Source organism: Nocardia sp. CA-128927, assembly GCF_050955855.1.
Classification (GTDB): domain Bacteria; phylum Actinomycetota; class Actinomycetes; order Mycobacteriales; family Mycobacteriaceae; genus Nocardia.
Genome location: NZ_CP192087.1, coordinates 8,924,978 through 8,945,412, shown reverse-complemented (window position 1 = coordinate 8,945,412; position 20,435 = coordinate 8,924,978). Strand labels below are relative to the sequence as shown.

General features: G+C 67.9%; 21 protein-coding genes. 7 read left to right on the top strand and 14 right to left on the bottom strand.

Features of this window, described 5'->3' with window-relative positions:
- Positions 1 to 285 precede the first annotated feature (285 nt).
- Complete coding sequence (locus ACQPW1_RS41615) at positions 286 to 1,008, bottom strand: TIGR03089 family protein (protein WP_433658649.1); 723 nt, start codon at positions 1,006 to 1,008, stop codon at positions 286 to 288.
- Between the two features lie 3 nt (positions 1,009 to 1,011).
- Positions 1,012 to 2,436 carry an LCP family protein gene (locus tag ACQPW1_RS41610; protein ID WP_433665484.1) on the bottom strand — a complete coding sequence of 475 codons (1,425 nt, stop codon included), beginning with the start codon at positions 2,434 to 2,436 and terminating at the stop codon, positions 1,012 to 1,014.
- Positions 2,437 to 2,765: 329 nt separating this feature from the next.
- Here ACQPW1_RS41610 and rfbD point away from each other — a divergent pair, with 329 nt between their 5' ends.
- From rfbD to ACQPW1_RS41590, 4 genes are all read left to right on the top strand, one after another.
- The gene (rfbD, locus tag ACQPW1_RS41605; RefSeq protein ID WP_433658647.1) at positions 2,766 to 3,635 is read left to right on the top strand and encodes a dTDP-4-dehydrorhamnose reductase; all 870 of its coding nucleotides are present in this window, start codon (positions 2,766 to 2,768) and stop codon (positions 3,633 to 3,635) included.
- Positions 3,636 to 3,646: 11 nt separating this feature from the next.
- Positions 3,647 to 4,543, top strand: a complete 897-nt coding sequence (locus ACQPW1_RS41600; protein ID WP_433658645.1) for a glycosyltransferase family 2 protein — start codon at positions 3,647 to 3,649, stop codon at positions 4,541 to 4,543.
- Between the two features lie 145 nt (positions 4,544 to 4,688).
- Positions 4,689 to 5,768: a sugar phosphate nucleotidyltransferase gene (locus ACQPW1_RS41595; protein WP_433658643.1), complete on the top strand. Its 1,080-nt coding sequence runs from the start codon at positions 4,689 to 4,691 to the stop codon at positions 5,766 to 5,768.
- A 124-nt stretch (positions 5,769 to 5,892) separates the two neighbouring features.
- Entirely contained in the window at positions 5,893 to 6,234 is a 342-nt protein-coding gene (locus ACQPW1_RS41590; protein ID WP_433658641.1) for a hypothetical protein, read from the top strand.
- Positions 6,235 to 6,291: 57 nt separating this feature from the next.
- On the opposite strand, the gene ACQPW1_RS41585 is transcribed toward ACQPW1_RS41590, so the two are convergent.
- Complete coding sequence (locus ACQPW1_RS41585; protein ID WP_433658639.1) at positions 6,292 to 6,990, bottom strand: response regulator; 699 nt, start codon at positions 6,988 to 6,990, stop codon at positions 6,292 to 6,294.
- A complete protein-coding gene (locus tag ACQPW1_RS41580) occupies positions 6,987 to 8,585 on the bottom strand; it encodes an ATP-binding protein (RefSeq protein ID WP_433658637.1) in 1,599 nt (532 codons plus the stop codon). Before ACQPW1_RS41580 ends, ACQPW1_RS41585 begins: the two co-directional genes overlap by 4 nt.
- 125 nt (positions 8,586 to 8,710) lie before the next feature.
- Between ACQPW1_RS41580 and ACQPW1_RS41575 the strand changes: the two genes are divergently transcribed.
- On the top strand, positions 8,711 to 10,078 hold the full coding sequence (locus tag ACQPW1_RS41575) for a cation:dicarboxylate symporter family transporter (protein WP_433658635.1): 1,368 nt from the start codon (positions 8,711 to 8,713) through the stop codon (positions 10,076 to 10,078).
- A gap of 58 nt (positions 10,079 to 10,136) precedes the next feature.
- Here the strand turns inward: ACQPW1_RS41575 and ACQPW1_RS41570 are convergent, their stop codons facing one another.
- The 4 genes from ACQPW1_RS41570 to ACQPW1_RS41555 all read right to left on the bottom strand — a co-directional run bounded on the left by ACQPW1_RS41570 (position 10,137) and on the right by ACQPW1_RS41555 (position 11,710).
- Positions 10,137 to 10,547: a type II toxin-antitoxin system VapC family toxin gene (locus ACQPW1_RS41570; protein ID WP_433658634.1), complete on the bottom strand. Its 411-nt coding sequence runs from the start codon at positions 10,545 to 10,547 to the stop codon at positions 10,137 to 10,139.
- Positions 10,544 to 10,822 (bottom strand): hypothetical protein, encoded by a 279-nt coding sequence (locus ACQPW1_RS41565; RefSeq protein ID WP_433658632.1) that lies wholly within the window; start codon positions 10,820 to 10,822, stop codon positions 10,544 to 10,546. The genes ACQPW1_RS41570 and ACQPW1_RS41565 overlap by 4 nt, the downstream gene beginning before the upstream one ends.
- A 52-nt stretch (positions 10,823 to 10,874) precedes the next feature.
- Positions 10,875 to 11,090 (bottom strand): DUF4287 domain-containing protein, encoded by a 216-nt coding sequence (locus tag ACQPW1_RS41560; RefSeq protein WP_433658631.1) that lies wholly within the window; start codon positions 11,088 to 11,090, stop codon positions 10,875 to 10,877.
- A 188-nt stretch (positions 11,091 to 11,278) separates the two neighbouring features.
- Positions 11,279 to 11,710, bottom strand: a complete 432-nt coding sequence (locus ACQPW1_RS41555; RefSeq protein ID WP_433658629.1) for a DUF4267 domain-containing protein — start codon at positions 11,708 to 11,710, stop codon at positions 11,279 to 11,281.
- Between the two features lie 107 nt (positions 11,711 to 11,817).
- Here ACQPW1_RS41555 and ACQPW1_RS41550 point away from each other — a divergent pair, with 107 nt between their 5' ends.
- Positions 11,818 to 12,408 (top strand): TetR/AcrR family transcriptional regulator, encoded by a 591-nt coding sequence (locus ACQPW1_RS41550; protein ID WP_433658627.1) that lies wholly within the window; start codon positions 11,818 to 11,820, stop codon positions 12,406 to 12,408.
- Positions 12,409 to 12,558: 150 nt separating this feature from the next.
- Positions 12,559 to 14,013, top strand: a complete 1,455-nt coding sequence (locus ACQPW1_RS41545; protein ID WP_433658625.1) for a phytoene desaturase family protein — start codon at positions 12,559 to 12,561, stop codon at positions 14,011 to 14,013.
- A 3-nt stretch (positions 14,014 to 14,016) separates the two neighbouring features.
- On the opposite strand, the gene ACQPW1_RS41540 is transcribed toward ACQPW1_RS41545, so the two are convergent.
- The 6 genes from ACQPW1_RS41540 to ACQPW1_RS41515 form a co-directional block, all read right to left on the bottom strand.
- On the bottom strand, positions 14,017 to 14,937 hold the full coding sequence (locus tag ACQPW1_RS41540) for a cation diffusion facilitator family transporter (RefSeq protein WP_433658623.1): 921 nt from the start codon (positions 14,935 to 14,937) through the stop codon (positions 14,017 to 14,019).
- Between the two features lie 111 nt (positions 14,938 to 15,048).
- The gene (gene manA, locus ACQPW1_RS41535; RefSeq protein WP_433658622.1) at positions 15,049 to 16,266 is read right to left on the bottom strand and encodes a mannose-6-phosphate isomerase, class I; all 1,218 of its coding nucleotides are present in this window, start codon (positions 16,264 to 16,266) and stop codon (positions 15,049 to 15,051) included.
- Complete coding sequence (locus tag ACQPW1_RS41530; RefSeq protein WP_433658621.1) at positions 16,266 to 17,468, bottom strand: tobH protein; 1,203 nt, start codon at positions 17,466 to 17,468, stop codon at positions 16,266 to 16,268. The genes manA and ACQPW1_RS41530 overlap by 1 nt, the downstream gene beginning before the upstream one ends.
- Before the next feature lie 346 nt (positions 17,469 to 17,814).
- The gene (locus ACQPW1_RS41525; protein WP_433658619.1) at positions 17,815 to 19,191 is read right to left on the bottom strand and encodes a phosphomannomutase/phosphoglucomutase; all 1,377 of its coding nucleotides are present in this window, start codon (positions 19,189 to 19,191) and stop codon (positions 17,815 to 17,817) included.
- 94 nt (positions 19,192 to 19,285) lie between these two features.
- Positions 19,286 to 19,666: a DUF3499 domain-containing protein gene (locus tag ACQPW1_RS41520; RefSeq protein ID WP_041563073.1), complete on the bottom strand. Its 381-nt coding sequence runs from the start codon at positions 19,664 to 19,666 to the stop codon at positions 19,286 to 19,288.
- A 242-nt stretch (positions 19,667 to 19,908) separates the two neighbouring features.
- Positions 19,909 to 20,388 (bottom strand): metallopeptidase family protein, encoded by a 480-nt coding sequence (locus tag ACQPW1_RS41515; protein ID WP_433658618.1) that lies wholly within the window; start codon positions 20,386 to 20,388, stop codon positions 19,909 to 19,911.
- Between the last annotated feature and the right edge of the window lie 47 nt (positions 20,389 to 20,435).

Sequence of the window (20,435 nt, the reverse complement as noted above, 5' to 3'; positions counted from 1 at the left end):
CTCCGTCGTTGTGCGATACGTCCACCGTACGGAACCCGGCCAGAATGTGGAACGTCCCCTAGTCGGACTTCCGTCTATACCGTGGTAGGAGGCAGCCATCGAGATGCGCGACCAAAATCAACCCCTACTGAGTCAAAGCTACTGCGCCGAGCTACCCCTGCGGTTCGATTCCGGCAGGTTGGCCACCGAACCGGTGCCACGGAATAGCCGCACACCCTTTGATTTCCCGTACACCCAATCGCATGCGATTCGGTCTGCGGGAAGTCAGGAGGTGTGCGGCTGGTGTCAGGCGCGCTGTGCGGTGACGCGTTCGGTTTCGATGCGCCGTTCGCGCAGGGCGGGGTCGGGGTTGACCACCTGAACGAGCGAGGCGCCCGCGGCGAGCACCGCGACGAAGCCGTCGATCAGTTCGGCGGGGGTGTCCCAGGGCGTGCTGGACAGCACCCGGTCGCCCTCGGAAAACCCTTGCCGCATGGCCGATTTCTTCGCCTCGGCGAGCACCTCGGCCACCGGCATACCGTCCAGTGCGGCACCGGCGCCGCCGGGCAGGAACTGATCACCGTGCACGCGCACGGAGGTCGCGAAGTCGGTCACGCCGACCGGGAGGTCGCGCACCGGCGCGCCCATCGGGTCCAGGGACAGCGCCGCCACCTCGTTGATGCCGTCGGCGTCGTCGATCCGGTCGGGGGTCACCAGGGCCAGTTCGGCGTCCTCGTCGGGGCGCAGCACCACCTCGGTGCCCGCCCACCAGCAGCCGAGTAGCACGGCGGCGGTCTGCCAGTGCGCGGGCAGCAGCACCGCGATCCGGGCGCCGGGGCTGAGGCCGAATTCGTCGCGGATCAGGTTGGCCGTCTTGGCCGCCCAGTTCGCCAGGGTCAGCCCGGACAGTTCGATCCGGGCGCCGTTGGCGTCGTCGTAGTAGGTGACGCGCGGACCCGCGGGTTCGCGCGCGAGAATCGGATCGAGCACCTTCTCGGTGAGGGTGAGCGCCTGGTCGAATTCACGCATGGTCTAGTTCACGCATTTCGGTCCGTTCTGGCCTGCGTCGATCGGTGGGGCGGGCGGGACTGGCGTCGCGGTGGCGCTCGACGTTCCGGAGAAGTCGAATATGCCCCCTGCCGCCGAGCCCGGACCAGAATAGTCGCTCGCCAGCACCACGCTCACCGAATCCGGCGACAGCGTCGCATCCGCGAGCACCGGCAGCCCACCGAGCGCCTTGGCCACGGCCTTGGCTTTGGCGTCCGAGGTGTTCGCGGCGAGCACCCGGCTGCTCGTCACACTGGGTCCGGTGTAGTTGCCGACCAGGCCCTCGTGGAAACCCTTACCGCTCAACGCCTGTGCGACCTGACCGGCCAGGCCGCCGACCCCGCTGGCGTTGTACACGCTGACGCTCACCGTGGCCGGATCCAGTGCGGGCTCGTCCGATTCGGTGGCCTTCTCGTCGACCAGCGAGCCGACATAGGTCTTCACCGCCTTGGGATCGACCTTCACCACCGATTCGCCGCTGTTGGTCATGAAGTTCAGATCGGTGACCGGAATGGTCTCGAACTTCACCTGGCCGCCCGAAAGGTCCTGCAGCTGTTGCAGAAACGCGAGCACGTCCCAGTCGTCGTCGAGCACGACCGTGCGCCCGACCGCATCGCTGAGCTGCTTCATCTTGCCGGGGTTGCCGAGGGTCTTCGCGTTGAGCACCTGCCCGACCAGCTGCGCCATGAACACCTGCTGACGCACGATGCGATCGAGATCACCGCGTGGCAGATTGTGGCGCTGCCGCACGAAGCTCAACGCCGACGGGCCGTCGAGGCGCTGGCGGCCGGCCGGGAAGTCGGCGCCGGACATCCATTCGTCGACCGGATTGTTCAGGCACACCTCGACCCCGCCGACCGCGTCGGTGAGCAGCACGAAACCGAGCAGGCTCACCTCGGCGTAGTGATCGACGCTGATGCCGGTCAGGTTGGCCACGGACTTGATCAGCGCCTGGCGACCCGCCTGGGTGGACTGCTTGTCCGCGTCGGCCTCGGTGACGCCCTGGTTCATCAGCTTCAGTCGCTGGGTTTCCTTGGTCGCGCCGTACGCCGAGTTGATCTTGCCCTTGCCGAGGTCGGGAATGTCGACGTAGGAGTCGCGGGGGATGGAGATGGCGGTCGCGGACCGGCCGTCGTTCGGCACCCGGATCAGCACGATGGTGTCGGTGTTGGTGCCGACCTCGTCGCCCGCGTGCAGCAGCGCGCGTTCCCGGTCGGACAGCGGGTTGCCGTGCGCGTCGGTGCGGCTGTCGACGCCGACCAACAGGATGTCGACGGCACCGTCACGTCCGCCGCCGAGGCCGAGGTTGCCGATGCGTTCGATATTGGAGATCAGGCTGTCGACGCTGTGCCAGGCGAAGCCGGTGATGACGAGCACCACAACGGCGAGAATCGCGGCGAACCCACGCAGCGGACCACCTGCGGGTAAATGCGATTCAGCGCCGCGCGGCCTCGCGCGTTCGCGGCTCGCAAGCGCTCTAAGCGGCCGGGTCACCCGGAACCTCCTGCGCCGCAGCTACTTTCTTTCCTCTCGACAACTCGACATCCTTTCGACAAGCTCGGGGCCTCTTTCGACTGCACGATCCGAGTGACCACCCCACCTTTCTGTATCCCCCGGCACCCATGCGGCAAACCCTTGTTCGCGGTGGGTACCAGCCGAGGGCAACTGACTGAAGGCTAACGAATGGCGGCCCGGGCACCCGCAATCCGCAGGTGTGGCGGCGTGCCAGACTCGACCCCGTGACAGCTTCGACAGCATCCGATGCCGCCCGGTCCGCGCGCCTCGTCGTGACGGGAGCGGGTGGGCAGCTCGGGCAGGAACTGATCCGGCTCGCACCCGACGCCCGCGCCCTCGGCCGCCGCGACCTCGATATCACCGACGCGGACGCGGTCGCCGCAGTTCTCGAACCTGGCGACGTGGTGATCAACTGTGCCGCCTACACCGCGGTCGACCTGGCCGAGTCCGAGGTGGCGGCGGCTTTCGCGGGCAACGAGACCGGCCCCGCCGTGCTCGCCGCCGCCTGTGCGCGGATCGACGCGAGGCTTATCCAACTGTCCACCGACTATGTGTTCGCGGGCGTGCACGACCGTCCGTACGAGACCATCGATCCGACCGGCCCGGTCAGTGTTTACGGGGAGTCCAAACTCGCTGGTGAACAGGCTGTGCTGAAGCTTGCTCCGAATGCGCACGTGGTGCGTACCGCGTGGGTATATGCCGGGCGTGGCAGTGATTTCGTCGCCACCATGCTGCGACTGGAGCGTGAGCGGGACACCGTGAACGTGGTCGACGATCAGCTCGGGGCGCCCACCTTTGCGGCGGATCTCGCGGCCGCCCTGCTGGAGCTGGCGGGTCGTCCGGACGCTCCGCGACTGCTGCACGCCACCAACGCCGGACAGGCCACCTGGTTCGATCTCGCGCAGGCGGTATTCGAAGGAGTCGGCGCCGATCCGGAGCGCGTCCGGCCGTGTGACTCGTCCGCTTTTCCGAGACCTGCACGGCGCCCGGCATATTCGGTGTTGTCGCACCGTGCCTGGGATGAAGCGGGGTTGACGCCGCTGCGCCAGTGGCAGGTGGCACTAGGGGACGCGCTGGTGAGGTTGTCCGACTAGGCTGTGCGGCCGTGAGCGCTTCCGATTCCGTCCATAAAGGGCTGGCCGTCGTCACGGTGACCTATTCACCGGGCGAGCACCTCGAGCACTTCATCACCACGTTGGCTGACGCCACCACCGAGAAACCACAGGTGATTCTCGCCGACAACGGTTCGACAGACGGTGTGCCGGAGCTGATCGCCGAGGCCAATTCGCATGTGCGGCTGCTGCGCACCGGCGGCAACATCGGCTACGGCGGCGCGATCAACCGGGCCGTCGCCGAGATCGATCCGGACATCGAGTTCGTGGTGATCGCCAATCCGGACATCCGCTGGGGCACCGATTCCATCGACAAGCTGCTCGAGGCCGCAAAGCGCTGGCCGCGGGCGGGCGCGCTCGGCCCGCTGGTGCTGGAACCGGACGGCAGCGTCTACCCCTCGGCCCGCCAGGTGCCCGGGCTGCTGGACGGCGCGGGCCACGCGATCCTCGGCACGGTGTGGAAGACGAACCCGTGGACCCGCCGCTACCGCCAGGAGAACGAGCAGATCTCCGAGCGGGTCGTCGGCTGGCTGTCCGGCTCCTGCCTGCTGGTGCGGCGCGCGGCCTTCGACTCGATCGAGGGTTTCGACTCGCGCTACTTCATGTACATGGAGGACGTCGACTTCGGCGACCGGATGGGCAAGGCGGGCTGGCACAACGTGTTCGTGCCGTCGGCCGAGGTCACCCATGCCAAGGGGCACGCCGCGGGACGGCACCCCGAGGTGATGCTGCCCGCGCACCACGCGAGCGCCTACCGATTCCAGGCCGACCGGCATCCGCACTGGTGGCAGCTGCCGTTGCGGCTGGCGTTGCGGGCCGGACTTGCGGTGCGCTCCCGGATTGCGGTTCGATCTGCGCTGCGGCAACAGGCGCAAGAAGCGAGTCACTAGCCACGCGACTGAGCGACAAGGGTCCGCACTGCGACAATGGGCGACGGGTGCGCACTGTCTGGTGCGGCCCGGCGTGAATTGGCGCAGGTCGCGTGCCGTTCGGCGCGCGAGCAACAATCGATCCACTGTGAACAGGGGACCTTGAATGGCAGGAAATGCAGGCACCGACGCCGTGATCCTGGTGGGCGGGCAGGGCACACGGCTGCGCCCGCTCACCCTTTCGGCACCAAAGCCGATGCTGCCGACGGCGGGACTGCCGTTCCTCACGCATCTGCTCGCCCGCATCGCCGACGCCGGGATCTCGCACGTCGTGCTCGGCACCTCGTTCAAGGCGGAGGTGTTCGAGGAGCATTTCGGTGACGGTTCCGAGCTCGGGCTCGAGCTCGAGTACGTCACCGAGACCGAGCCGCTCGGCACCGGCGGCGGCATCCGCAATGTGCTGCCCAAGCTGCGCGCCGACACCGTGATGGTGTTCAACGGCGACGTGCTCGGCGGTACCGAACTCGGCGCGGTGCTCGATACGCACGAGTCGACCAACGCCGACGTGACCTTGCATCTGGTCCGGGTGAGTGATCCGCGGGCCTTCGGTTGCGTGCCGACCGACGAGAACGGCCGGGTCACCGCGTTCCTGGAGAAGACGCAGGATCCGCCGACCGATCAGATCAATGCGGGCTGCTACGTCTTCCGGCGCGAGTACATCGAGAAGATCCCGGCGGGCCGCCCGGTCTCGGTGGAACGCGAGGTTTTCCCGCAGTTGCTGGCCGAGGGCGCGCGCGTTCAGGGGCACGTCGACTCGTCGTACTGGCGGGACATGGGTACCCCCGAGGACTTCGTCCGCGGCTCCGCCGACCTGGTTCGCGGCATCGCGCCCTCGCCTGCGCTGCCGGGGCAGCGCGGTGAATCGCTCGTCCATCCGGGGGCGGGTGTCGCGCCGGGTGCGCTGCTCATCGGCGGCACGGTCGTCGGTCGTGGCGCCGAGGTCGGCGCGGGTGCCCGCCTCGACGGTGCGGTCATCTTCGACGGCGCGATCATCGAGGCCGGTGCCACGGTCGAACGTTCCATCATCGGTTTCGGTGCGCGGATCGGTCCGCGTGCGCTGGTGCGCGACGGCGTCATCGGTGACGGCGCGCAGGTCGGTGCCCGTTGCGAACTACTACGCGGCGCGCGCGTCTGGCCCGGCGTCGAGATCCCCGACGGCGGGATCCGGTTCTCCACCGACGTCTGACGGTCGGAAAACAGTGTCGGCGTAGCGGCCTTCTGGCAGGGTGCTGCGCAGGGTCCCGGGACCTCTGTCGCGGGATCGCTACGTTTGCTCACTGTTGCCAACTGGATAGTCGAGGAGAACCTCTATGCGGAAGTCTTTCCCTCGTGTGCTGGTCGCGGCGGTTTTCGCGGGAGCGGTCGGCGTCGGCGCGGTCGGATTCGCGCCGGTCGCCGCGGCCGCGCCGTCGATCTACGAGCCGAGCATCGCGCCGTGCAGCCACCTGTTCAAGACGCCGTTCGAATTCAACCGCCCGGACGCTAGTGCGTACTGGAGCCCGTTCGGCACCGCCGACATCGTTTGCTACGACGCGGGTTTCGGGGTCAGCTACTACCAGCGCGACCCGTCGGGGCAGTGGCATGCCATGAATCAACTGATTCCCGGCAACTACTTCATCAACATCTTCGGCTACGGCCACCTGCCCGCCTAGATCGATCGAAAGTCTTCGCGCAGAACGCTTTTCGGGTGGTCTGCGCGAAGATCCTTGTCAGGCTTTGGTTTTCCAGACGTAACGGGTCTTAGGACGGCCAGCTCGGCCGTAATCTGAACGGCGGGTGACTAACCCGTCGTCTGCCAGCTTCTCCAAGTAGCGCCATGCGGTGATACGGGAGACGCCGATGGTGGTCGCGGTGTCCGCGGCGGTGATCCCCTCCGGTGCGGCGCGGACGGTGCGTGAGATCTCGTCGAGGGTCTGTGGCGCAACACCTTTGGGGGTGGTGGCGCGCTGGTCGGGGGTGCGGAGCGCGCTGAGGGCGCGGTCGATGTCGTGCTGGGAGACCGCCGTTTCGCCCGCGGGCAGGGCGGTGCGGAATTCGCGATACCGATCGAGCTTGTCGCGAAAGGCGGCGAAGGTGAACGGCTTCAAGAGATAGAGGACAACGCCATGGGAGACGGCGGTGCGCACCATGGCGAGGTCGCGGGCCGAGGTGATGGCGATGACGTCGGGTCGGGGCGCGAGGCCGGTCAGTGCCGCCGCGACATCGAGGCCGCTGGCATCGGGTAACCCGATGTCCATGAGCACCAGGTCGATCGGCGTGCCCTCGGCCGCGGCGTCGGCGGCCGCACGCATCGCCTCGCGGCCGGTGTGCGCCACCCCGACGGGCGTGAAGCCCTCGATGCGGTCCACATAGGCGCGGTGTGCCTCGGCGATGAGTGGTTCGTCCTCGACGATCAGCACTCGGATCACTGTGCGTCCTTTCGCGGAATCGTCACGGTTACCGCGCTTTCCGGATCTAGTTCGGTACGGATGGTCCCCCCGTGCCGGGCCACCAGGCGGTGGACCAACGCAAGGCCGAGCCCGTGATGGTCGGCCTTGGTCGAATAACCGCGCTGCGACGCCCGTGCGAATGTCTCCTCCGACATTCCGGGCCCACTGTCGGCGACGCGAACATACAACGCCGAATGTTGTTCGGGCGAAACAGCTTCGGCGTTTTCCCCGGCCGACTCACCCTGGTGCCGCACGGTGACCTCCACCCAGCCCGACGGGCTGTCCGCGGCGGCGTCGATGGCGTTGTCGATCAGGTTGCCGACCAGCGTGACCGTCTCCTGCGGCGTGAGGGGCTCGATCGAGTCGAGCGCGGTCTCCTCGGTGATGGTCAGTTCGATGCTGCGCTCGGCCGCCTGGTTCACCTTGCCGAGTAGCAGTGCCGCCAGCGCCGGCGAGCCGACCGCGCCCAGCAGTCGATCGATAAGTGCTTGAGACAGTTGGAGTTCCGAGGTGGCGAATTCGACCGCCTCCTGGTGGCGGCCCAGCTCGACCATGGTGATCACGGTGTGCAGCCGATTGGCGGATTCGTGTGCCTGCGCGTGCAGCGATTCGGCGAAACTGCGCACCGAGTCGAGTTCGCCCATCACCGCCCGTAATTCGGTGTGGTCGCGAATGGTCATCACGGTGCCGATCGGACGCCCCTCCCAGGTGACGATGTCCTGGTTGATGAGCAGGATCCGATCACCGGTCACGTGCATCTCGTCGCGGACCACGCCCCAGCTCATCTGCTGCATCGAGGTCGGCAGGTCGCCGCGCCGCACCTCGCCGTCGGGCAGTTCGAGCAGCCTGCGCGCCTCGTCGTTGACCACCTCGGCGCGTTCGCCCGCCATGCCGAAGACCACGAGTCCCTCGTGGATCGAATGCAGCACCGCGTCGTGCTGTTCGTACATCGCCCGCAACTCGTCGGGCGCGAGCCCGTGCGTCTGCCTGCGCAGCCTGCGGCTCAGCAGGAACGACCCGCTGCCCGAGACCATGAGGCCCGCCGCGGCGACGCCGAGGATCAACGGCAGCTGGGTGGCGACCTGATCGCCGATCTTGGCGCGGGTCACCCCGGCGGACACCAGCGCGACCACCCGACCGCCGTCGTAGACCGGCGTCACCGCGCGGATAGAAGGGCCGAGCGTGCCGGTGAAGGTTTCGGTGAAGGTCTCCCCGGCCAGCGCCCGATCGATGTTCCCGCTGAACGGCTGCCCGATCATAGCCGTGTTGGTGTGCGTGTAGCGGGTGCGGTCCGGCGCCATCACGACGATGAAGTCCATGCCGGTCGCGTTGCGGATGCGCTCGGTCACCGGTTGCAACAGGGCCGTGGGGTCGGTGGTGTAGACGGCACTCAGGGTGGACCGCGCCTCAGCCACGCTCACCGCGACATCGCGCACCTCGCGAGTGGTCGTCACGTCGCTGTGATGCCGCGCGTCCAGCACCGCGAGCACCGCGCCGACCGCGACCATCAGGGTCAACACGATCAGCTGTAGCGCGAAGGCCTGACCGGCCAGGGATAGCCGACCGCGTCTCACTAGCTGCCTTCCTCCGCTGAACGTAATGCACCAAACCGTGACCGGCGTCACCCGGACCGTCATCATTCTGCCTGGAAGGCGTGAGGCACCTCACGTCGGCACCACTTCGGAGGACATCCCCACTTATGAGCGAAGCAACACCGGAAGCACCACCGCGCAAGCGTGACCGCACCCACTGGCTGTATCTGGCCGTCATCCTCGCGGTCATCGCGGGCATTCTCGTGGGTTGGCTCGCGCCGAAGTTCGGGGTGTCGGTTGCTCCGCTCGGCACCATCTTCGTCAATCTGATCAAGATGATGATCGCGCCGGTCATCTTCTGCACCATCGTGCTCGGCATCGGCTCGATCCGGTCGGCGGCGACCGTCGGCAAGGTCGGCGGGCTGACCATCGCGTACTTCATGGTCATGTCGACCGTCGCGCTCATCATCGGGCTCGTCGTCGGCAACGTGATCTCGCCGGGCACCGGGTTGAAGGTCGGTACGGACGCCAAGGCGGTCGAGGGGCTCACGAAAACTGCGCACAGCGCAGGCGGCACGTGGGACTTCCTGACGAGCATCGTCCCGACGACCATGCTGTCGTCGCTGACCTCGGGCAGCACCCTGCAGGCCCTGTTCGTGGCGCTGCTGGTCGGTTTCGCGGTGCAGGCCATGGGCAAGACCGGTGAGCCGATCATTCGCGGCGTGGCATTGCTGCAGAAGCTCGTGTTCCGCGTGCTGGTGATGATTCTGTGGCTGGCGCCGATCGGTGCGTTCGGCGCGATCGCCAATCTGGTCGGTAAGAGTGGTCTGGATGCCGTGCTGAAGTTGGCAACGTTGATGATCGCGTTCTACCTGACTTGCTTGATATTCGTGTTCGGCGTGCTCGGGGTGATGATGTGGGCGATAGCTCGGGTGTCGGTGCTGAAGCTGGTCCGCTATCTGGCCCGCGAGTATCTGCTGATCCTCGCGACCTCGTCGTCCGAGTCGGCGTTGCCTCGGTTGATCGCGAAGATGGAGCACATGGGCGTCGAGCGGACGACCGTGGGTGTGGTTGTGCCGACCGGTTATTCGTTCAATCTGGACGGCACTGCAATTTACCTGACAATGGCCTCTTTGTTCATTGCGGACGCGATGGGCAAACCGCTCAACATCGGCGAGCAGATCGGCCTGCTGCTGTTCATGATCGTGGCGTCCAAGGGCGCGGCCGGGGTCACCGGCGCGGGCCTGGCCACGCTGGCCGGCGGCCTGGAGAGTCATCGCCCCGAATTGCTCGATGGCGTCGGCCTGATCGTCGGCATCGACCGCTTCATGTCCGAGGCCCGCGCGCTCACCAACTTCTCCGGCAATGCCGTCGCCACCGTGCTCATCGGCACCTGGACCAAGACCATCGACATGGATCGCACCCGAGAAGTACTCGACCGCAAACTGCCCTTCGACGAACAAACCATGGTCGATAACGACCACGGCGCACAGCCACAGCAAGGGCCCGACACCAAGGACCTGGTTCGGGCCTAGCTGCTCGGTGAAACACGAAGGGCCCGCAGGATCTGCGGGCCCTTCGCGCTGTCCAGCGTCAGGGCAGCAGGTTGAATGCCGACAGGTGGCGAGGTCGCACCAAGCGGAAATGTTTGAGATCCAGTGTCGCCACGTTCCGTGCGTTCAGGCGTTCGGCCACGGCGATGACTGACGCGTCCACTGATCCGAGCGGAAGGTCGGCGTATTTCAGGATGAGCTCGTGGACCCGCCGCAAGTCGTCATGCGTCAGCGGTTCCAGTTCGAGTCCGCCGTCCAGCAGAGCTGCTATGAACATCGCCTCCGCGTGCGTACCGCTGCGTTGCTCGAGCAGGTAGCAGACCTCAGTCAGTACTGGTGCGGGCACGATCAGCGGGCCCGCAGCTGTCTCGAGCAGGTCAGCGCATTCCTTGTGCCGATTGTCGCGACTGTTGATCGCGGCGACGATCGGCCCGGTGTCCAGGACGATCACTCAGTGCCGCCCAGGCCCTCTCGAACTATCTCTGCCGACCGCTCGGCTAGATCGGGTTCCGCTTCGAGAGTGCCGATGAAACCCAAGGATCGGCGACGTGGCTTGTCGACGGCTTCGGATGAGTGGCTCGCATCATGGGCCTCGGCGAGGGCACCGGCAATCTTGCCGAGTTCGGGGTCTTGGGCGACGAGCAACCGCAGCCGTCGAACCTGAGTGGCCGACAGATGATCCACCAGGCGATGGACCTCTTCGTACTCGTTGTGTGCTGCGGTCATGTCCTGAGTCTACTGAGCACTCGGCTGCACTGGATACGGTCGGCGGCCAGAGTCAGGACGTCCACTTCTCGGGGGTGAGGTGATGCTGGGTGAGGGCGGTGGCGTGACCGTGGCCGAGGGTGTGCTCGGATTTGAGCCATTCGACGAGGGCCTTGTGGGAGGTCAGGCCGGACTCGCGCATCGCGGTCTGCCAGTCGTCGATGCTGCGGCCGTATTTGGCCTCGATGGACGGGAAGTAGGACGCGGGGCCGTGCGGCTTGGTCGCCATGGTGTCGTCTCCTGTGCTCGTGGTGCGTTCAGGGATATCGACGGAGTCGCGCGGGGAGATTCATCGGCGGGCAGCGCGCTGTGTTCCGGATCACGCGGCGTTCGTGAATCGTGTTCTGCGCGAAGCTGTCCGGACACAGAAGTGTCCGGCACCGGCTGAATGCCGGTGCCGGACAGTGTCTTATGTGGTCAGGCGTCGGCGCCGACCGCGGTGCGCTGCGGGGTTGCCTTGGTGGCCAGCTGGTGTTCGCGCAGCAGGACGCCGCCGGTGAGGAAGACGAGGGCGGCGGTGAGGCCGTGGATGCCGAAGGCGGCGGCGGGGGAGCCGTTCCAGCTGAGCACGGTGAGCATGTCGCCGACCGGGACCAGGGCGATGACCAGGGTGGCGATGCCGAGGGCGTAGCGCTGCTTCGCGGCGAGCAGCACCAGGATGAGCAGGCCGAGGACGGTGTCGCGCACGCCCTTCAGGTTCAGGAACGCGACGGCATCGCCGTCGGGCCAGGCGGGCAGGCCGAAGCTCGGCGCGGTGGTTTCGGGGGTGAGCAGGTAGCTGAGGCCGATGTAGAGGATGAAGGCCGCGCCGATGAGGGAGAGGGCGGTGGCGATGCGCGAGGTGGTCATGGTGTTGCTCATTGGTGCGGTCTTGCTCTGTTATCTAGCGGCGCTAGGTTCACAAGCGACAATAACGGAGCTTCGATAGTTTGTCTAGCCCTGCTAGTATTCAGGTCATGAGCCCCCAGACCCGCAAGGAACGCGAACGAGCCGAACGCCATCAGCGGATCATCGATACCGCGCGTGAGCTGGCGGAATCGCAGGGCTGGGAGGCGGTGACCGTGCGTCGGCTGGCCGAGCGCATCGAATACAGCCAGCCGGTGCTGTACAGCCACTTCGCGGGCAAGTCGGCGATCGTGACGGCGGTGGCCCTGCAAGGGATTGCCGACCTGGCGACCGTGCTGCACCAGGGCCACGAGGAGGCGGCGAGCCCAGCCGACGCGCTGTACCGCGTCGCCCGTGCCTATCTGGATTTCGCGGCCGCGAACCCGGCCCGCTACGAGGCGATGTTCATGATGAACGTCGACCTCGTCTGGGGTCTGGATGCGCCGCAGCCGTTGATCGACGCCTTCGCGGAGCTGGAGGCCATGTTCCGCCCGTTCGTCGACGAGGCGGACCTCGGCGCCCGGACAGAGGTGGCCTGGAGCGCGATGCACGGACTCGCGACCCTCGACAGCCACGGCAGGCTCCGGCCGGAATTGCGCGAGCGGCGCCTCGAGATCCTCGTCGCCGAATGGCTGGCCTCGGTCGGTGTGGAATCCGCCTAGCCGCACATCGTGCGAATCTTCTTTCGCAGGACCGAATGCGGCGGTGACAGTCGACACCTTCGCCTCGATCCGGCAGGTCATCCAGTCGCTGTGATCGGACGCGCATCCTCGGGCCGGGGAGTGCCGATCGCGGGCCGGTAGCGTGGGGATATGCCTGATGTTGTGGTCGTCGGTTCCGGGCCGAATGGTCTCGCCGCCGCGGTGATCCTGGCGAAGGCCGGGCTCTCCGTCGAGGTGTACGAGGCCGAGTTCACGGCGGGCGGCGGGTCGCGCACGGCCGAACTGACGTTGCCCGGATTCCAGCACGACGTGTGTGCCGGTGCGCATCCGATGGCGTTGGCGTCCCCGTTCTTCCGCGCGTTCGATCTCGCGGCGCACGGCGTCGAGTTGCTCACGCCGGAGGCGTCCTACGGTCATCCGATGGACGGCGGCACGGCGGGGGTGGCCTGGCGCGATCTGGAGCGAACCGTCGAAGGCCTCGGCCGCGACGGTGCCGCCTGGCGCTCGTTGTTCGGACCGCTGGTGCCGCACTGGGAGGCGGTGGTCGACCTCGCGATGTCAGATCTGCGCCGCCCGCCCAAGGACCTGCTGACTGCGGTGCGGTTCGGGCTGCGGACGCTCGAGCAGGGATCGCCGTTGTGGAACAACAGGTTTCAGGAAGACGCCGCGCCCGCACTGCTGACCGGTGTCGCCACCCACGCGATCACCCCGCCGCGTCGCGTGCCCGCCGCCGGTGCCGGACTCCTGCTCGGCACGCTCGCGCACGCGGGCGGCTGGGTGATTCCACGGGGTGGCAGCCAGGCGATCCCGAATGCGCTGATCGCGGAGCTCGAACGCCTCGGCGGCCGGGTGCACACGGGCCACCGCATCGACTCGCTCGGGCAGTTCGACGACGCCCGCGCGGTCGTCCTCGATCTCACGCCCGCGGAGTTACTGCGGATCGCGGGCCATCGGCTGCCGGATCGATATGCCAAGCGGCTCAGGCGGTTCCGCTACGGGGGCGCCGCGTGCAAGGTCGACTTCGCGCTCGCGGGTCCGGTGCCCTGGCAGGCGGAAGGCCTCGATCGCGCGGGCTCACTGCATCTGATCGGTACCCGTGCCGAGGCGATGGCCGCCGAACGCGCGGTTGCCGCGGGCCAGCACGCGGAGCGGCCGTACGTACTGTCCATCCAGCCCGGTGTCGTCGATTCGACCAGGGCCCCGGCGGGCAAGCACACCTTCTACACCTATGCACACGTGCCGAACGGCTCGACCCGTGACGTCAGCGAGGCGGTCATCGCCCAGGTCGAGCGCTTCGCCCCCGGCTTCCGCGACCTGATCCTCGCCAAGCACGTCTACACCGCAGCCGAAATGCCCTCGCACAATGCCAATTACATCGGCGGCGACATCTCGGCGGGCGCGATGACCCTGCGTCAGTTCGCCTTCCGGCCCACCGCGCGCTGGAACCCTTACACCACACCGATTCCCGGCGTGTACCTGTGCTCCTCGTCGACCCCGCCCGGCCCGGGCGTGCACGGCATGTCGGGCCTGCACGCCGCCCGCCACGTGCTGCGCCAGCGTTTCGACATCAGTACCGACCCCTTGGACCTGCTGCGCAAGCCCTAGCCGTCAGACGGACTCGGTGCGGTAGAGGTCGGGTTCCAGGTACATGACGCGCGCGGCGGGCACCGCGGCACGCACGCGCGCCTCCGCGTCATCGATCGCCGCGGCGAGCTGGGTGACGTCGAGGCCGGGCACCGCGCCGATCTTGGCGGCCACCAAAAGCTCTTCGGGACCGAGGTATTGAGTCTTCAGGTGGATCACGCGGTCGATGCGCTCGCCGTCGACCAGGTTCTCGCGAATGAGCCGGTCCTCGTCGGGAGTGGCGCCTTCACCGATGAGCAGGCTCTGCATCTCGATGATCAACACGATGGCGATGATGCCGAGCAGGATGCCGATGGCGAGGGTGCCCACGCCGTCCCACACCGCGTTGTCGGTGAGCATGGTCAGCCCGACGCCCGCGAAGGCGAACACCAGGCCGATCAGCGCGCCGGTGTCCTCCAGCAGCACCACCGGCAGTTCCGGGCTGCGCGAGTTACGGATGAACCGCCACCAGCTCGCGTCGCCCTTGAGCGGCGCGGATTCGCGCATCGCGGTCATGAAGCTGTAGGACTCCAGCCCGATCGCGATGACCAGGATGACGATCGCGACGATCGGCGAGCTGAGCTCCTCTGGATGCTGGATCTTGTGAATGCCCTCGTAGAGGGCGTAACCGGAGCCTAGGGTGAACAGCACCAGGGCCACGATGAACGAGTAGAAGTAGCGATTGCGCGCATAGCCGAACGGGTGCAGCGCGTCGGCCTCCTGCGCGGCGCGGCGCTGACCGAGCAGCAGCAGCGCCTGGTTGCCGGTGTCGGCGACCGAGTGCACCGCCTCGGCGAGCATCGACCCGGACCCGGTGATCATCGCACCGATGAACTTCGCGACGGCGATCCCCGCGTTCGCCGACAACGCGGCGAGAATCGCCTTCTTGCCACCACCAGCCGACATGCCCTGGACGTCCTCTCTCCGAATTGCCCGATCCTGGCTAACTTAGCGTGTGTCGGCATCCGGATACCCGATGCCTGACCGATCACTGCGGTCGCAGGCGGGTGCGCCGGATCAGACCTTGCCGACGCAGGCGCAGAAGAGCTGGGCGGGCCCGTCCAGCGCGCGGGCCCGAATGTCGGTGTCGGCGGCCGAGATCCACGCGGCCGCGCCGCGCTCCAGCGTCAGCTCGGACTCGCCGTGCAGCAGCCGCACCGAACCCGCCGTGCACAGCACGATGCCCGGACCCGCCGCGGTGAGCGGGACCTGGGCCGAGCCCTCGGTGAGGTCGAAGCGGCGCAGCTCGAATTCGGGCGCGGGCGTGCGGTAGCGCACCGAGCCGTCGCCCGCCGGTTCCGGCAGCACGACGGGCAGGTTGATCGGCTCGAAGTCGAGTACCCGCAACAGTTCCGGCACGTCGACGTGCTTGGGCGTGAGGCCGCCGCGCAGCACGTTGTCGGAGTTGGCCATGATCTCCACGCCGAGTCCGCGCAGGTAGGCGTGCAGGTTTCCGGCCGCGAGGAACAGCCCCTGGCCGGGTTCGAGGGTCAGCCGGTTCAGCAGCAGCGCGGCGAGCACACCGGCGTCGCCGGGGTAGGCCTCGGCGAGTTCGAGCGTGGTGCGCGCCTCAGGAGTGAACTCGCGCTTGCCTTTTCCGGACAGGTAGCGCACGCAGCCGTCCAGCACCTCGGGCAGCAGCGTCGCCAGCACGTGCTGGGGCAGCGTGATCCAGGTGGTGAACAGGGTGCGCAGCCCGTCGGAATCCGGTTGCGCGGCAAGCAGGTTGGCGAACGACTCGAGCCCGTCGACCTGGAGCGCGCGCAGCAGTTCGACGGTGCGGTGCGGGTCGCGGAAGCCGGCGAGCGCCTCGAACCGATCCAGCGCCACCACCAGTTCCGGCTTGTGGTTGTCGTCGCGGTAGTTGCGCATCGGCGAGTCCAACGGCACCTTGGTGCGGTTCTCCCGCTCGAAGCCCGCGCGCGCCTGCGCGGTGCTCGGGTGCGCCTGCAGCGAGAGCGGCTCCTCGGCGGCCAGGATCTTCAGCAGGAACGGCAGCTTGCCGCCGAATTCCTGAGCGGCGGGACCCAATTCGCGCGTCGGATCCTCGGCGACGAAATCGAGCAGCGACCGGGTGTCGCCGTTGATCCGGACGTGCGCGGGGTCGGCGGGGTGCGCGCCGAACCACAGTTCGGCCTCGGGATGCGCGGACGGAACCGGTCGGCCGCACAACTGAGCGAGCGCGGTGCGCGAGCCCCAGGCATACGAGCGCAGCGCACCAACGAGTTCGTGCACTAGTAGCTTCCCCCGAACTGCCCTTGGCTGTCGGTCGCGGTGCCGCGGGTTCCGATCAGCCGTAGGTAGGCGGCGGCCATTTCCAGCCGCACCGCGAGCACGGCGAGCTGTTCTAGTTCGCTCCCCGCACCGGGAGCGGGCTCCTCGGGACGCGCCGGGGCGGGCACGGACGGGTCGATGAGGCCGGTGTGCAGCAGATCGAGCTCGGCGTTCACCAGATCGGCGTCGACCAGGCTGGACCCGGTGCCACCGAACACGGCGATCCGGCGGCGCGCGGCCGCCTGGTCGGCGTCGGCGCTGAGCACGAACACGCGGATGCGTTCCACCTGTACCGGCCCGTCGAGCTCCTCGTCGTGGAACAGCGGATCGAAGCCGGGCGCGGATTCGCCTGCGGCCTCGACCATTCGGGACTTGGCGGCCACCGCCTCGGCCAGATCCACCGCGGTGGCGACCCGGCCCGCCGACTGCAGCAGCACCTCGGCGCCGTGCTCGGCCAGCTCGGCCGCGGCGGGGGAATCGCCCGCCAGCACGATGCCGCGCTGATGCATTCGTGAGGCGAGGGTCTTGGCCGGATTGCGGAAGACCTCGTTGGTCGGCCCGGCGCGCAATGCCTCGGCGTCGAGCACGTCGGCCAGCTCGGTGAGGTCGGGCACGAACGTGCCGCTGCGGGTGGGGTCGATCGCGCGCAGGACGGCGATTCCGGCGGCCAGGAAGCGCAGCAGCCGGTTGTGATCGAGCACCTGGACCCGCGGCGCCAGGACGGCGGCCCGGCCCGCGGCGACGGCGCGCATCGGTCCCTCGATGGGCGCGGCGACGACCACCTCGGCACCGCGGCGCAGTGCTCGGTCGACCGCGTCGGTCAGGCGGGGGTCGCCCGCATCGTCACCCGCGACGAGGACGACATCCAGGGGGCCGACCCAGGGCGGCAGTGCGGTGACGGGCACGACGGGCAGGCCCGCCCGGTCGCCGAGCGCGGCGACGAGCAGGCTCGCGGCGCGTGCGGCCCGGCCGGAGCCGGAGACGAGCACCAAGCTGCGCGGTCGCAGTCCGGCCAGGCGCGCGAGCGCGTCCTCACCGACGGCTGCCGCGGTGGCACGGACCTGAGCGCCGCCGGAGGCGGCCGAGCGCAGGGCGCCGCCGGTATCGGCCGCCTCCAGCGAAGCGGCGTCGTCGAGGTCGAGCACCGGGGTTCCAGCGATCATCGGGCGTCCCACCTCCCCTCATCGCGCTGAGTCGTTTCGGCCCTCGCTCGCTCCCGGGTCAGCTGCCACGCCGGGCCCGAGTCGGGCGAATCCAAGGCCTGTGATTCCACTATTCCAGTCAGGAGCGGACGATGCTCAGAATCTCTGCATCGGGCTGAGCCGTCTACTTCTTCCCAGCCCTTCGTCGAATCCTGAGCGTGTGATTCCATCCGCCGTAATTCCACTATCCCAGTCAGGAGCGGACGATGCTCAGAATCTCTGCATCGGGCTGAGCCGTCTACTTCTTCCCAGCCCTTCGTCGAATCCTGAGCGTGTGATTCCATCCGCCGTAATTCCACTATCCCAGTCAGGAGCGGACGATGCTCAGAATCTCTGTTACGAGTGCGTCTACTTCTTCCGGCGATCTGGCTTCGACGTTCAGCCTGAGCAGCGGTTCGGTGTTCGACGCGCGCAGATTGAACCAGGCGTCGTCGGCCAGCTGGATGGTCACGCCATCAAGCCTATCGACCGAGATCGTCCGATCCCCGAATGCCCCCACCACAGCCATCGTCCGCTCCTTTGCGTCCGGCACTGTGGAATTGATCTCTCCGGAGGCCGCATATGTTTCGTAAGCCGCCATCAGCTCCGACACCGGCCGGTCCTTCTCGCCGAGCGCGGCCAGTACGTGCAGCGCCGCGAGCATGCCGGAGTCGGCACCCCAGAAGTCGCGGAAGTAGTAGTGCGCGGAGTGCTCGCCGCCGAACACCGCGCCGGTCGTGGCCATCTGCTGCTTGATGAACGAGTGGCCGACCCTGGTGCGCACCGGAGTGCCGCCGAGCGCGGTGACCAGCTCGGGCACCGCGTGCGAGGTGATCAGGTTGTGGATGATGACCGCGCCCGGCTCCTTGACCAGCTCGCGCTCGGCGACCAGCGCGGTGATGGTGGACGGGGAGACCGGGTCGCCCTTCTCGTCCACCACGAAGCAGCGGTCGGCATCGCCGTCGAACGCGAGACCGATGTCGGCGCCCGACTTGACCACCAGGTCTTGCAGATCGACCAGGTTCTTCGGATCGAGCGGGTTGGCCTCGTGGTTGGGGAAGGAGCCGTCCAGCTCGAAGTACAGCGGGACGATGGTCACCTGCGGCAGCGCCTCGAACACGGCGGGCACGGTGTGGCCGCCCATGCCGTTGCCCGCGTCCACCGCGATGGTGAGCGGGCGGACCGCGGACAGGTCGACCAGGTTGCGCAGGAACGCCGCGTAGTCGGCGAGCAGGTCGACGCTGGTCGCGGTGCCGTGCGGCCCGTCGAACGCGGGCACGCCCTCGCCGACTTCGCTCTTGATGGTGGCCAGGCCCGTGTCCTGGCCCACCGGAATGGCTTTCGCGCGACACATCTTGATGCCGTTGTAGCGGGCCGGGTTGTGGCTCGCGGTGAACATGGCGCCGGGGCAGTTCAGGCTGCCGGACGCGAAGTACAGCTGATCGGTGGACGCGAGCCCGATGTGCACCACGTCGAGGCCCTGCGCGAGCACACCGTCGGCGAAGGCGTTGGACAGCTCGGGGGAGGACTCGCGCATGTCGTGTCCGATGACGGCCCGCGTCGCGCCCTCGGCGCGCATCAGCCTGGCGAACGATGCGCCGATGTCCCTGACGAATTCGGCGTCGATTTGTTCACCGACCACACCGCGAACGTCGTAAGCCTTGATCACCGCGTTTACGAATTCGGCAGAGCGGGCGACTGTCATGCCCACCACCCTAGGGGATGGCAGGCGGCGGAGCCGACGGGGTGGGTTAAGCGCAGTGGTTGTGTCGCAAGGGTTTGACCCGGTCCTGGTTTGTTCAGGAAGGGGGGTCGGGGAGTACGCGGAGATGGCCGCGGCGGCCGGTGCGGGTGGTGCGCTGCGGCGGGGGCGCGTAGTCGCGGTAGCCGCGCTGGTCCGGTTCCGGCGGGCGGCGGCGCAGTCCGGCCTCGCGGACCGCTTCGGCGAGCGCGGTCAGGTCGTCGTCATCCGGTGTGCTGGAGGAGAATCCGCCTTCGTGGCGAACCATTTCCCAGCCCTTCGGGGCGGTGATGCGGGAGCCGTGTGTTTCGCAGAGATCCCAGGAGTGTGGTTCGGCGACGGTCGCGAGTGGTCCGACGACGGCGGTCGAGTCCGAGTACACATAGGTGAGCGTCGCGACGGCCGGATTCTTGCAACCTGGACGGCAGCAACGACGCATGGGGATCACGCCGATGAGAGTAACCCTCCCGGCGTGCCGATGTGGCTAGACACGCTCAGGAAGCGGGCAAAAACTCCCTCCACGCGGCGGCTGCCGCGGGCGGGCGAAGGGGCCTCGGGTCGTGCGGTCGTCCCGAGGTCGGGTCGGTGCGCGGTCTGCGGGCCGCGCACGCGGTGTCGGTAATCAGTTATCGCTGCTCGCAACAACATTCGTTACCGAAGTGTGCGCGGCTTGGTGTGTTTTTACTCGGGTTCGGGATCGATGATGTCCGGATCGACGCCGAGGTAGGTGGCGATCTGCTGGACCAGGACCTCGCGCAGCAGGTCGACCAGATCGTCGGGATCGCTGGCGCGCAGCTCGAGTGGCTTGCGGAACAGCACCACCCGGGCGCGGGTCGCGGTGCCGTGCCGGTCCACGCCGGCCGGGATGAGCCGGGACAGCGGCACCGGGCCGTCGGCCACCACCTCGTCCGGCCAGGTGACCGTATCCGGGTGCAGCGGACGGATTTTCGGCACATCGTCGACCGCGATATCGAGCTTGGTGAGCCGGTCGTGCCAGCGCGTGTCCAGCGGTGCGAACGCCTCGAGCACCAGCCGGTCGAACTTCTGTCCCCTGGTGCGCCAGGCAGGCACGGTGGGCGGCAACATCGGCCCACGCACCCCGCGACCACGGCGGATCACCGACCGGGCGGTCGGCGGACGACGATTACGGGAACGTGCCATGGGGTAAAACCTAGTCAGCCCGCCCCGTGCCTGCGCACCCAGTGCTG

Coding starts and splice junctions, on each gene's coding strand:
- ACQPW1_RS41520 (WP_041563073.1), bottom strand. CDS start 19,666: ATGCGTCGTTGCTGCCGTCCAGGTTGCAAGAATCCGGCCGTCGCGACG.
- ACQPW1_RS41525 (WP_433658619.1), bottom strand. CDS start 19,191: ATGACAGTCGCCCGCTCTGCCGAATTCGTAAACGCGGTGATCAAGGCT.
- ACQPW1_RS41590 (WP_433658641.1), top strand. CDS start 5,893: ATGCGGAAGTCTTTCCCTCGTGTGCTGGTCGCGGCGGTTTTCGCGGGA.
- ACQPW1_RS41560 (WP_433658631.1), bottom strand. CDS start 11,090: ATGGCGACCAAGCCGCACGGCCCCGCGTCCTACTTCCCGTCCATCGAG.
- ACQPW1_RS41515 (WP_433658618.1), bottom strand. CDS start 20,388: ATGGCACGTTCCCGTAATCGTCGTCCGCCGACCGCCCGGTCGGTGATC.
- ACQPW1_RS41555 (WP_433658629.1), bottom strand. CDS start 11,710: ATGACCACCTCGCGCATCGCCACCGCCCTCTCCCTCATCGGCGCGGCC.
- ACQPW1_RS41545 (WP_433658625.1), top strand. CDS start 12,559: ATGCCTGATGTTGTGGTCGTCGGTTCCGGGCCGAATGGTCTCGCCGCC.
- ACQPW1_RS41550 (WP_433658627.1), top strand. CDS start 11,818: ATGAGCCCCCAGACCCGCAAGGAACGCGAACGAGCCGAACGCCATCAG.
- ACQPW1_RS41530 (WP_433658621.1), bottom strand. CDS start 17,468: ATGATCGCTGGAACCCCGGTGCTCGACCTCGACGACGCCGCTTCGCTG.
- ACQPW1_RS41575 (WP_433658635.1), top strand. CDS start 8,711: ATGAGCGAAGCAACACCGGAAGCACCACCGCGCAAGCGTGACCGCACC.
- ACQPW1_RS41615 (WP_433658649.1), bottom strand. CDS start 1,008: ATGCGTGAATTCGACCAGGCGCTCACCCTCACCGAGAAGGTGCTCGAT.
- ACQPW1_RS41565 (WP_433658632.1), bottom strand. CDS start 10,822: ATGACCGCAGCACACAACGAGTACGAAGAGGTCCATCGCCTGGTGGAT.
- ACQPW1_RS41595 (WP_433658643.1), top strand. CDS start 4,689: ATGGCAGGAAATGCAGGCACCGACGCCGTGATCCTGGTGGGCGGGCAG.
- ACQPW1_RS41540 (WP_433658623.1), bottom strand. CDS start 14,937: ATGTCGGCTGGTGGTGGCAAGAAGGCGATTCTCGCCGCGTTGTCGGCG.